Below are 12,226 nucleotides of genomic sequence, written 5' to 3' on the forward strand. Positions count from 1 at the left end.
GAGGATAGGGAGCTGCCACGCAACGTAAGGGATCAACATTAGTTGATTCCTTTTTTGTTGTCTTCAAGTAAAATAATAGGAAAAAGTTTATAATATAAAACTATCAGAAACTTGAAATGAGAAGGTACAGAAATGACAAGATTTAGACAAGCTACCATCGATGATGCAAAAGAATTAGTAGCAATTTATACACCATATATTACTAATACCACAATTACTTTTGAAACAGAGATTCCAACTGAAGAAGATTTTCAACAGCGGATCAAAGATATTACAGCCAAATTCCCCTATTTAGTGGCTCTGGACGAAAATGATAAAATCTTAGGTTATGCGTATGCTCATTTGTATGGCACACGTGCTGCTTATGCTTGGACCGTTGAAGCAAGTATTTATGTTGATCACAATTATAAGGGGCACGGATTAGGAAGAGAATTGTACCAACGATTAGAAGCTATTTTAAAGAAACAAGGTGTTGTTAATTTATTAGCAGCAGTTACTGAAGAAAATAGTGGTAGCGTGAAATTCCATGAGAAATTGGGCTATCGAAGAGTTGGGACTTTTCAAAAAGCCGGGTTTAAGTTTGGACGTTGGCTAGATGTTATTTGGTTACAAAAAGAAATTAATCCTAAACTATTAAAAATGAAATCAATCGTTCCCTTTAATGAACTGAGTTAAAATGTTTGACCTAAAGCAAACTTCAGGTAATATACTATAACTTGTAAAATGGAAGGAGCATTCTATGACTAAATTAACAGATACTTTTGATATTTATAATGGCGTTAAAATTCCTAAGGTAGCTTTTGGTACTTGGCAAATTCCGGCAATTCAAGCTAAACAAGCAGTTTCAGATGCTATCAAAACAGGATATAGACATATTGATACAGCCTTGGCTTACCAAAATGAAAAAGAAGTTGGACAAGCTGTTCGAGAATCTGGCGTTAAACGTGAAGATATATTCGTAACTTCAAAATTACCAGGTGGAACTAAGACTTATGAGGGTGCTTTGGCTGACTTTGAAACAACTATGAAGAATTTGGATTTAGATTATTTGGATCTTTATTTGGTTCATGCTCCATGGCCATGGGACGAGATAGGCTCTAATTACGATAAGGAAAATGTTGAAGTATGGCGTGCTATGGAAGAGATTTATAATTCCGGTCGCGTTAAAGCTATTGGTGTTTCTAACTTTAATGTTCATGACTTAGAGAATATTTCAAAGACGGCCACGATTAAACCAATGGTCGATCAAATTCAATATTATATCGGCTTTACTGAACCTAAAATTACTGAATTTGCCAAAGACAACGATATTTTAGTTGAAGCTTATTCACCTTTAGCAACTGGTGGTTTGATCAATAATCCAGATGTTAAGAAAATTGCTGATAAATATAACGTTAGTGTTCCACAATTAGCGATCGAATTCGTTATTCAAAATGGTGTTTTGCCTTTGCCTAAGGCAGTTCATAAGGAGCATATCGTTGCTAATACGAAGTTAGATTTCACTATCAGCGATGAAGATATGAAGACATTAAATGAGTTTCCGGATACAGCTCCATCACATTTCCATAATCCTACTCAAGGATAGTAAAAAGGTATTTGACCATAACAAGTCAAATACCTTTTTTATATGATTGAAAAAATTAATCTTAAATTCAAAATGGTAATAATTCCAGCTAAAAGCAAGCCAACAATAGTTGTTAATTTACTATTAGTATGTTCTTTCATCAATTTGGAATTTGACGTTAACAAGATCATTGGAAAGAGTGTAAATGGCAAGGCTATACTTAATGCGATTTGAGCATAAACAATTAGATTCTCGAAATCTTGCTCATTGAAGTTAACTAAGAAACCAATAATTAAAATAGGAATTAAAGTAACAAATCTAGTCAGTAAACGCCGTTGCCAGAGTGGTAAGCGGATATTTAGGAAGCCTTCCATCACAATTTGACCGGATAAAGTACTAGTAATAGAAGAAATCAGCCCTGTAATTAGAAGAGCGAATGCAAAAAGCCAACTCATAACTGGACTGGCTAATTTACCTACGATAGCGGCATTTTTCAGACCATTAAAAACGTCCTGTAAACTAGCTAGTTGATCATTAGTATGGAAGAATAATGTTCCACCTAAAATTAATAATAAAGCATTGATAATAAAGGCTGCTACTAAGTGAACATTTGAATCCCAGTTAGCAAAACGTAAGGCCTCATTAACTTGAAGTGGATCTTTGTAATCATAACGTCGACTTTGAGCTAAAGAAGAATGTAAATAAAGATTGTGGGGCATGATGGTAGCTCCCATGATACCCAAGCTCAAAACTAATTTTTCATGATTATGGATAATATCACTAGTAGGAATAATACCTTGAAATATTTTTCCAAAGGCAGGATTAGTTCTAAAGACTTCAATTCCAAAGATAATTCCGACAGTCAAAATGGCTGCTAAGACGATGAATTCGATTCTACGGATACCAAAACGTAAAAACAATAAAACTATCAAGACATCTAAAATCGTTAAGAGAATGCCAAATATCAAAGGCAAACCAAACAATAGTTTTAAAGCAATTGCAGTTCCAACAACTCCAGTTAAATCAGTTGCCATCATAGCTATTTCGTTGAGAATCCATAAGCAATAACGAATTGGTTTGGGAACTTTTTGAGCAATGGCTTGTGCTAGATCTTGTCTGGCCACAACACCAAGTTTAATGGCCAATGACTGCGTGAACATAGCGATGATGATTGAAATAAGTAGCACAGATAATAATTGATATTTGAACTGACTACCGCTGGAAAGAGAAGTTAGCCAATTTCCGGGATCCATGTAACCGACGGCAACTAAAGCTCCTGGACCACTGTAAGCTAGAAATTTTTGGAGAAAAGAAGCTTCATAAACGCTGGGAACTTTGACACTTTGATTTATTTCGTCCAGACTTTTTTTCATGAGTTTTGGACCAGATTTCTTTGGGCTAAATCAGCTAAAAATTGGCAAAAATCAGGATCATCGTTCATTGGTGAAACTAATTGGAATTTATTTCCACCACTAGCTTTAAAAGTTTGGTAGTTTTGTACGTAATCTTCTTCTATAGTCTCCAAACAATCAGCGACAAAGGAAGGGGTGACGATTAGAATATTTCTTTTTCCTAATTCAACGGCTTGCATCAGGGCATTTTTTAAATATGGTTTTAACCAAGGCATAGGGCCGAATTTTGATTGATAAACAGTTTTGATTTGATTTTGAGGAATTGTTAATAGTTTGGAGACTGCTTCAGTTGTGGCAAGGCATTCTTTTTGATAAGGATCACCATGTTTTACCATTGCTGTAGGAATGCTGTGATAGCTGAAAAATAATTCATCATAATTATCCGCGTCCCAAGCTTGTTGAATTTTTTTAGCAAGAATTTGTTGATAATTATTTTCCTGATAAAAACGATCGATGATAGTTAAGTCGACGTTAGCAGTTTTGGCTTGGTCAATAATCGATTTGGTGCTGCTCTGCGTATATTGGGGAAAGAGAGGCAACAAAATAATATTTGAACAACCGTCTTGTTGCATTTTTTGCAGAGTATCTTTAATATCTGGTTCGCCATAAGTCATTGCCATTTGGACGTTCCATTGTGGTAAACACTGTTGAACGCGATTGGTAATCAACTGAGTATTTACAATCAATGGAGAGCCATCTTTTAACCAGGAATCTTGATAAAAAGTTGCTGAACGCCAAGATCTTAATGGCAAGATGATACCTCGTAAAATTGGTTGCCAGAGAGCTTTAGGCATTTCAATCACATTTTGATCACTGAGAAATTCTTGAAGATATTTTTTGACGTCACTAGTTTGAGGAGAAGCAGGTGACCCTAAATTTACTAAAAGTAATCCTTGAGACATAATTTTCCTCCTAGTATTTTTGAATTAATAATATCACATCATAAAAAAATCTATATAAAATGTTAGACAGCTCACAAGGTAAAATGCTAATATCATAATATAATAATGATAACGATAAGAATTTAGTAAGAAGGTGAAACTATGAAATTATCAAAAAATTTGATGAAATTACTAGCATCTGATATTGAACCCAAAATCAGTATTATTATGCCAATCTATCAACAAACTCAACAGGTAGAGGTGAATTTGATTACTTACAAAAACCTCTTGAAAGAAGTAAAAAAGGAATTAAATCAATATCCACGTCGGGAGTGGATTAAAGCTGTTGAACAATTGGAGTCATTGATCCTTGATCGAAAATTATGGAATGAGACTAAGACTGCCTTACTGATTTTTGCCAATAATGAAGCGATAGAAATTTGTGAAGTGGAACATCAAGTAGCAGCCAAGTCACATGTTGGAAGTACTTTCTTGATTCAAGATTTATTACTACCTGAAGAGCAGATTCACCGAGCAGATTTTTTGATTGATTTAAGTCGTGACCGAATCCGAATTTATGACGTTAGTAGTTTAAAGCGAGTAAAGCTAGAGGGGTTGCATACTCATTTTTCCAATTATTATGATGATTTTGACGTGAAATCTAAAATTAATTTCCGTTCTGTTGGTAAAGCGACTTTTTACCATGGTCACAACGCAAAATCCGAGCAACAGGAAAAAGAACAATCAATTTACTACCGTTATTTAGATCGAAAACTGAAAAATCTTCATTTGAAATATGGCTACGAGTTTTTAATAACAGGATTGCCCAAGGCTTTGGATAACTTCTTAAAATTATATGCACATCGAAAATATGTGAGTGGAGTCATTCATGATTCAATGGCTAATTTATCTCATTCAGAATTAAAAGAAAGAATATCTAAATATTATGCTTTTGAAAGAATAGCCAAAATTGAATCAATCAAGCAAAAAATTAGTTCAGCTCATAAGGGGAATCAATTGTTGAATGATTTAAATATTATTGAATTTGCTCTTAATAATCGTGATGTTCAATCTTTAATTTCATTTAATGATGGTAAATCATATTCAATTGCTCACAATAAATTACTGATAAAATCTTTATTAAATAAGATTAATTGTCGAGTTATTTATACACCAAATTTTAATCGTTATTCTAGTATGAATGCCATTTTGTATTAAGTGGCAATTAAGAGAAGCTTAGGATTCTTTTTTATAAAAGGATAGTAGGCTTCTTTTTTTACGACATGTAAATTTGTTTTTCTTAACAAGTTTTTTAGGAAAGGGTTAAAATAAACTTGTAACGGAGAAGTAAAAAAATCGGAGGTAGAGTACTATGAAAAATATTTTAATTATTGGTGCAACTAGTGCCATGGGTGAACTTGCTACGAAGTATTTTTTGAACAAAACTGATGATAATATTACTTTGATGGCGCGTTATACGAATCTTTTGACGATTGACGAGAAACGGGAACGTGTATATCAAGGAGACATTATTGACAAAGATATTTTGGATGCTGCAATGGAGGGAATCGATGTAGTCTTAGTTTCACTGGACAGTAACGAAGAGCGTCTGATTCAAAAGATTATTGAGGCTATGGATAGGGCAAATATTGATCGATTCTTATTCTTAACATCAATGGGTATTTGTAATGAAACGCCTATCTATGCTGGGGCATCAGGTAATTTGACAGAGCGTTCGATTTTAGAGCCATATCAACAAGTTATTTCTAGAATTGAAGATTCGGATTTGAATTATACGATTATTCGTCCTAGTTGGTTAGACGATGGATCAGATATTAAGAATTATCAAATTGAGCACAATGGTAAACCATTCCAAGTCGATACGGTTTCACGTTACAGTGTGGCTGATCTGATTCTTCGTCTAGCTGGCAATGACCAACTTGATGCTCGGGATAATGTAGCTATCAGTCGTAAAATTTAAACTCAAATAAAAAATGCCTTATGGGAAAGAAAAATTCTCATAAGACATTTTTTTATTTTTGAGGTTCGTTTTTTCTTAAAATTCTTGCGGGATTGCCGACAACAATAACATTGTCAGGGAATGAATGAGTAACGACTGATCCTGCACCAACGATAACGTTATTTCCTAAAGTGACACCTGGTAAGATGCTAGCGCCACCACCGACCCAAACGTCATTTCCAATTGTAATTGGGGCGACTCTTTCAGCTTCAGTTCTTCTAACTGCTGGGTCCATGGGATGTTTAGGTGTGTAAAGGCCAACCTTAGGGCCAAACTTAACATCATTACCGATGGTGATTTTTCCTTCGTCACAAAGCATTACATCGTGATTAGCATAGAAGTGATTACCAATAGTGATGTTGACACCATAACTGAAATAAAGCGTAGGTTCAGCGAAGAATCTGTCACCAACTGATTTCATTAGGCTTTTAATTTTTTCGTTACGTTCGTCACTGTTAGCGATTAAATTGTAGTTCATTAATTTGGTACGTACATCGTTGCGTAGATCGGATAAAGGTTTTGATTCTAAATAAAGTTCTCCATTTATCATCTGCTGATACGCAGGATCTTGTTCAATATCCATTCTTTTTAGCATCTCCTAAATAATTTATATTCTAAGGATAGCATACTTGTGAAAATTTTAGAAAAATCTTTGAAAATACTAGATTTTGTTGAAAATGTGAAAAATAATTGTTTACTTAGGTTGAACTTTGCTCAAAGCGGTACGATAGAAGGGTAAATAAATTTCGGAGGTAGATTAAATGACAAATGTTCTAATAATCGGTGCAACTGGCTTAGTTGGTCAAAAGGTCACCAAGTATTTTCTAGAAAAGACTGATGATTATTTAACTTTGATGGCTCGCAATACTAGTATTTTGTCTATTGATGAAAAGCGTGAACGTATAGTTGAAGGGGATGTCATTGATGATAAACCTTTAGCAGAAGCTTTGAAGGGTAACGAGGTTGTCTTTGTCGCTTTAGATAGTAATTTGGAGCAATCAACGCAACGTATCCTTGATGGCATGAAGAAACTCAATATTAAACGAATTCTTTTTGCTAGTTCAATGGGCTTATACAACGATGTACCAGTTAGTGATGGTGCTTCAGGTAATTTGACTGAAGATGCTATTTTGAAGCATTATCAAGCTGCAGCTCAAATGGTAGCTGATTCAGGACTAAATTACACAATAATTCGTCCAGCTAATTTTGATAACGGTCAAGATTTGAATTATGAAGTGACCGCTGATGGCGAAGAAAATAAAGGTCAAGATGTATCGATTATCAGTGTGGCTGATTTTGTAGTTAAATTGGCTCAAGATGAGAAATTAGGTGCTGAAGAAAGTTTAGGTGTTAGCCGAAAAGAGGCATAAGGTGCTTGCCCTGAAGTCAGCTTTAGGCATTAGAATAAAAGGAAAAGATAAAGGGGTAGTAAAATGGCAAAATTAATCATCTATTTTTCTCTTTCTAATAATACTAAAAAAGCTGCTCAAAAGGTTCAAAAAATTACTGGAGCTGATATTTATCGCTTAGAGGCTAAAAATCCTTATCCAGAAGGGTATTCTAAATATTCTAAAATTGGTATGAAGGAATTTGAAGATGATATCCATCCTGAGATCAAAACTGATCTTCCTGATTTAGATAAATACGATACTATTTATCTAGGTTATCCAACTTGGAGTGGAAAAATTCCAATGATATTCCACACTTTATTCGAACAGTATGATTTTTCTAATAAGAAAATCGTTCCATTCACAACAACTGGTGGTTCTAGTGCTAGTGAATCGTTGCCTTCAGTAAAAGAAGTAGCGAAAAAGGCAATTGTGACAGATAACTTTAGATATCAATTTGATGATGAGAAGTTAAAAACATTTTTAAATGGTAAATAAAAAGCTGAAGCCACTTGGATCGGGAATTGTCCAAGCAGCTTCAGCTTTTTGAGGTTTATATAACCAATTAACCATTTTTGTGTGTAATATGGGAGAACGATTAATTGATTTTGAATAATGGATTCCATTGGCTACCCCCAACGGAGATAACCAATGTCATCAACAGTGGTTATAATGATTATAATTAATTAATTTCTAATTTACAAGGGTAAATATTAAAAAATAATTAAGCAGATTAATTTATCAGTAATAAAGACTGCCATGTTAGCAATTTTTATAAAAAATATTCGAATATTGTATATTAAAATTTAATTGTTCAAATCGATTGCAACCAATTGATATTTGATGTCATACTATCATGGCGAAAGGAATGGGTGATAAAATGCGTCATCGTAAGAGTAATAAAAAACCATTGATCATCACGTTGGTTTCAATATTAATTATTTTGGTTTTATGTGTTATTTTCTTCTTCCCATTGAACAATGCAATTAGAAATATTACTGGCAATGACACGGCAAGCGATAAAGTCGTTAAGTCTGAATTGGTTAAAAAAGTTAAATCAAAGAAAAATGGTAATTCTCAAAGAGATAAGAAAATAGATCGTGCAGCATCTTTTTTAGGTAAAAAGAAAATGTCTGAAATCATGTCAGCTGCTAACAATCAAAATAAAACAGCTGCTTTAATCGAAGATTCTTCATCCCTATCTAAAGAGCAATCTCAAAAAGCTGCTGCCGAAATTTTTTCCAATGAGGATTACACACCATTAAGAAAAGCGGTCAGTGATGGAAATTGGTATCAAGCTTATCAACAATATCAAAAATTGTCTGATAACGGTGATTTAGGGCAGTTGCAACAAGATATTAGTCAATAAGAACAAAAATAACGCAGATTTTCACCTACGTTATTTTTTTATTCTTAAGAAAAAATATTTTTAAGGTTTCTATAAGAACTTTTTGATATCCTTTTCATCGGAACTGTCATAGAAAAAAGCTTCGATAGGGATGCCATATTTCTCATGAATGAGTAAAATTTCTTTTTGGGTAAAACCTAAATTGTCATTCTTCCGACGAATGGTAGATGTAGATTTTTCCAAGAGTTGGGCAATGTCACTTTGTTTGATTTTTTTCAAAGTAAAAAATGCCTTCAAATATTGATTATTGTACATAGTAATGTGTAATCCCCTATTCAAGCTTTTTTCCTTAATTTAGGAACAGTCTTATGTTAAACTAAAAATACAAATTTTTCAATAAATATTTTTGAAAAAGTCATATTTTAGGTTAAAATATCATATATGAAAGGTATAGGTTGTATTTGACATATGATGACAATTGGAAGATATTTACGTACTAAGAGATTTTTTAAGGAATTAACTTTGCAACAAGTAGTGGACACTGTACGAGAGAATTATAATTTTTCAACATCAACTTCAGTTTTGAGTGCAATTGAAACTGACAAGAATAAGATTCTTGATGGCGAATTGTTATTTGTCTTAGCTGATTTATACGGTGCTGACTTAACAGAGTTAAGTGATTTAATTTTAAAGAACCTTAAGGCAAACAATAGAAGAAATTAAAAAAATTAGGCTTAAATTCGAATGGGGTAGTCTAAAACTTGATATAAAAAAATAAATATCAAGTTATTAAGAATATGTATAAAGGGAATGGAAACAGTTTTGCATCATGATGATGATGTAGGACTGTTTTTTTATGTTTTGGCAAGAGAAATGCGTTCACATTGGTTGACGAATCGACTACAATACAAATGAGGGAAGTTTAAACAAGTTATCGACATTACTAGTATTGAGGCAAAATATCTTGAATGATTGGACGATGAGAAATGGAATTTTGCGTAGATACAGATAAAAATAATAGTTGGTATATAGGAACTAAAGATTATGATTCGAAGATGATCAATAAAATTGAGACGATAATGTTTCAAGGCAATGGTTACGTTGGTATGCGCGGTGTAACAGAAGAACCTCAATTGAATGAGAAACGTGATATGTTCGTATCAGGTACGTTTGACGCATTTCCTAGTGAAGTGACTGAATTGCCTAATTTACCAGATTTGTTGAATATGGTTTTCCAAATTGATGGGAAGACTTTAAATTTAAAAGATGGCCAAGTTAAGGGATATCATAAATATCTCAATATGAAAAATGGCGAATTAACTCGTGAATTTACGTGGGTGATTGATCATAAACAGGTCAATTTCAAATTTAGTCGGTTTGTTTCCATGGATAATTATCATTTGTTAGTTTCGAAAGTAAGTATTAGTTCTGATAAAAATATTAATTTGAAAATTAAATCAGGAATTGATGGTCAACAATCAAATAGTGGAACACAGCATCTTATGGAAGGTAGCAAACGATTCTATGAAGGAAAATTTATTCAATTAACGGAGAAGTCGCAGCAGTCTAAAGTTGAATTTGTTTTTAATTCGATGCATAAATTGTTTGTGAACGAAGTTTTGCTTAATAATAAACCTTATATCAAAATGGGACGTCGGCAGATTTTTGAAAATTATGATATTGATTTGGCAGCCGGACAAGTCTTTCAAATCGTAAAATACAGTAATATTTTTACAAGTATTGATACGGATGTTAAAGATGATGATCTAGCTGAAGCTTCGGTTAATGGTTTAAAGAAATCCAGTTGGGCTAACTATCATGAATTGTTACAAAAATCAGCACGTGCTTGGGAGAAAAAAGTTTGGAAGAAGAGTTTTGTTGAAATTAAATCAGATGACGTTACACCACAAGTAGCGATTAATTTTGCTCGTTATCAATTGGCTGCCAACACGCCACATTCTCCAAATATGAATATCGGTGCCAAAGGTTTAACAGGTGAAGGCTATAAAGGGCATACATTTTGGGATACAGAAATATTTATGTTGCCATATTTTATTTTTACAATGCCCAAAATTGCCAGAAATCTTTTGGAATATCGTTATTTAGGATTAGAAGGCGCTCATAAAAAAGCAATTAGAAATGGATATCGTGGCGCCGAATTTCCTTGGGAAGCTGCCAATCCTAGTGATGGTGAAACGGCTCCACTATGGGGGTCTGCTGATATCGTGACCGGTGAGCCAATGAAAGTTTGGTCTGGTTTTATCGAACAGCATATTACTGGTGATGTCGTTTATGCGGTAATGGAATATTTGAACGCTACCAATGACCGTGATTTTGCTAAAAAGATGGGTTACGAGATTATTTTGGATGCTGCCAAGTTTTGGGTCAGTCGTTTGGAATATGATCAAGACCATGAACGCTATGAAATAACTAATGTTATTGGACCTGATGAGTACAAGGAACATGCAGACAATAATGCTTATACTAATTATTTAGCTCATTGGTGTATTCAAAAAGCCATTCAAGTTGTTAATATTTTGAAGGAAGACCATCCAGATCTTTATGTAATCTTAGATAAGAAACTAGATTTGGCTGAAGCTTATAACGATTGGATTTCACGCGTAAATAAGATTTATTTACCACAGCCAAATAAGCAGAGAGTAATTCCTCAAGATGATAAGTATCTGTCTAAGAAAAAAATCGATGTAACTAAGTATCAAATCAATGATCAAATCAGTGAGATTTTTAAAGATTACAATTTGGATCAAGTTAATAATTTACAAGTTACTAAACAAGCTGATGTGATGTTGTTGATTAATTTATTCGATGATTATTTTGACAAAGATGTGAAGTTGGCTAATTGGAATTACTATGAGCCAAAGACGACTCACGAATCTTCTTTATCTATGCCGCCACATTCAATGATTGCTAACGAATTAGGACTAGATGATCAAGCATATAAGTTTTATAGATGGACTTGTGAGACTGATATGGGAATTCATGTTGGTAAATCTGTTCAAGGGATGCATTTGGCATCTTGCGGTGGAATTTGGAGTATGACCGTTCAAGGCTTTGGTGGTGTGAGAATTTCTAATGGTAAATTAAGAATCGATCCACATCTTCCTAAAGCTTGGTCTAGTCTGAAGTATCGGATTTGTTGGCATGGCAGTATTGTCAAAGTTTCTATCACACACGATGAAATGGAAGTAGAGGTTGTAGGTGATGGGATTGAATTCATCAATAATGGTGAAGAGTATCAAGTTCCGGATAATTCTAAAATCGAAGTTGATGATTTTGTACCTGAAAAAATTAAAAGATAAATAGTGGGATTGTTAATTGATATTGTATTTAAAATGCCGTCGTCCGTTCGGCCCTGGAAAATTGCTGGAACGTTGTGGGCACGACTTGAAGACTTTGCGTCTTTGGGGCCATGCAAAAGCTCAAAATCGTGTCGGCAGCGTTCCAGCCAATCACAGGGATTTTGCGGACGACGGCATATTTTAACTAGAAATATTTTCATGAAATTATTTCTAGTTAAAATATATTAAAATATAATTAACGGCGAATTTTATAATCAAGTTAGCCACCTTAAGAAAAAATAAATAAAAAAACA

Annotated in this window: 13 protein-coding genes; 9 read left to right on the forward strand and 4 right to left on the reverse strand. The window is 33.7% G+C overall.

The window, feature by feature from the left end:
- Positions 1–132: 132 nt before the first annotated feature.
- Positions 133–675, forward strand: coding sequence for a GNAT family N-acetyltransferase (locus FC88_RS05555; protein ID WP_057813613.1), 543 nt, complete (start codon positions 133–135; stop codon positions 673–675).
- Between the two features lie 64 nt (positions 676–739).
- Positions 740–1,585 (forward strand): aldo/keto reductase family protein, encoded by an 846-nt coding sequence (locus FC88_RS05560; protein ID WP_057813615.1) that lies wholly within the window; start codon positions 740–742, stop codon positions 1,583–1,585.
- A gap of 38 nt (positions 1,586–1,623) precedes the next feature.
- Here FC88_RS05560 and FC88_RS05565 read toward each other — a convergent pair whose 3' ends face one another.
- Together FC88_RS05565 and hemH are read right to left on the reverse strand one after the other, a co-directional pair.
- On the reverse strand, positions 1,624–2,937 hold the full coding sequence (locus tag FC88_RS05565; RefSeq protein ID WP_057813617.1) for an Nramp family divalent metal transporter: 1,314 nt from the start codon (positions 2,935–2,937) through the stop codon (positions 1,624–1,626).
- Positions 2,934–3,878, reverse strand: coding sequence for a ferrochelatase (hemH, locus tag FC88_RS05570; protein ID WP_057813619.1), 945 nt, complete (start codon positions 3,876–3,878; stop codon positions 2,934–2,936). The genes FC88_RS05565 and hemH overlap by 4 nt, the downstream gene beginning before the upstream one ends.
- Before the next feature lie 141 nt (positions 3,879–4,019).
- On the opposite strand from hemH, the gene FC88_RS05575 reads away from it, so the two are divergent.
- Both FC88_RS05575 and FC88_RS05580 read left to right on the forward strand, forming a co-directional pair.
- Positions 4,020–5,075 (forward strand): baeRF8 domain-containing protein, encoded by a 1,056-nt coding sequence (locus FC88_RS05575; protein ID WP_057813621.1) that lies wholly within the window; start codon positions 4,020–4,022, stop codon positions 5,073–5,075.
- Between the two features lie 154 nt (positions 5,076–5,229).
- Positions 5,230–5,838, forward strand: a complete 609-nt coding sequence (locus FC88_RS05580) for an NAD(P)H-binding protein (protein ID WP_057813623.1) — start codon at positions 5,230–5,232, stop codon at positions 5,836–5,838.
- A gap of 52 nt (positions 5,839–5,890) precedes the next feature.
- Here the strand turns inward: FC88_RS05580 and FC88_RS05585 are convergent, their stop codons facing one another.
- Positions 5,891–6,460 (reverse strand): sugar O-acetyltransferase, encoded by a 570-nt coding sequence (locus FC88_RS05585; protein WP_057813625.1) that lies wholly within the window; start codon positions 6,458–6,460, stop codon positions 5,891–5,893.
- A 178-nt stretch (positions 6,461–6,638) separates the two neighbouring features.
- Between FC88_RS05585 and FC88_RS05590 the strand changes: the two genes are divergently transcribed.
- The 3 genes from FC88_RS05590 (at position 6,639) to FC88_RS05600 (ending at position 8,634) form a co-directional block, all read left to right on the forward strand.
- The gene (locus FC88_RS05590) at positions 6,639–7,247 is read left to right on the forward strand and encodes an NAD(P)H-binding protein (RefSeq protein ID WP_057813627.1); all 609 of its coding nucleotides are present in this window, start codon (positions 6,639–6,641) and stop codon (positions 7,245–7,247) included.
- A gap of 63 nt (positions 7,248–7,310) precedes the next feature.
- On the forward strand, positions 7,311–7,763 hold the full coding sequence (locus tag FC88_RS05595; RefSeq protein WP_057813629.1) for a flavodoxin: 453 nt from the start codon (positions 7,311–7,313) through the stop codon (positions 7,761–7,763).
- Between the two features lie 358 nt (positions 7,764–8,121).
- A complete protein-coding gene (locus tag FC88_RS05600) occupies positions 8,122–8,634 on the forward strand; it encodes a hypothetical protein (RefSeq protein ID WP_057813631.1) in 513 nt (170 codons plus the stop codon).
- Positions 8,635–8,703: 69 nt separating this feature from the next.
- Here FC88_RS05600 and FC88_RS05605 read toward each other — a convergent pair whose 3' ends face one another.
- Positions 8,704–8,928 carry a hypothetical protein gene (locus FC88_RS05605; RefSeq protein WP_057813633.1) on the reverse strand — a complete coding sequence of 75 codons (225 nt, stop codon included), beginning with the start codon at positions 8,926–8,928 and terminating at the stop codon, positions 8,704–8,706.
- 153 nt (positions 8,929–9,081) lie between these two features.
- On the opposite strand from FC88_RS05605, the gene FC88_RS05610 reads away from it, so the two are divergent.
- Both FC88_RS05610 and FC88_RS05615 read left to right on the forward strand, forming a co-directional pair.
- Positions 9,082–9,336 carry a RodZ family helix-turn-helix domain-containing protein gene (locus FC88_RS05610; RefSeq protein WP_057813635.1) on the forward strand — a complete coding sequence of 85 codons (255 nt, stop codon included), beginning with the start codon at positions 9,082–9,084 and terminating at the stop codon, positions 9,334–9,336.
- A 263-nt stretch (positions 9,337–9,599) separates the two neighbouring features.
- Positions 9,600–11,933 carry a glycoside hydrolase family 65 protein gene (locus tag FC88_RS05615; protein ID WP_057813637.1) on the forward strand — a complete coding sequence of 778 codons (2,334 nt, stop codon included), beginning with the start codon at positions 9,600–9,602 and terminating at the stop codon, positions 11,931–11,933.
- Positions 11,934–12,226: the final 293 nt, after the last annotated feature.

The organism is Companilactobacillus futsaii JCM 17355 (assembly GCF_001435505.1).
Taxonomy (GTDB): Bacteria; Bacillota; Bacilli; order Lactobacillales; family Lactobacillaceae; genus Companilactobacillus; species Companilactobacillus futsaii.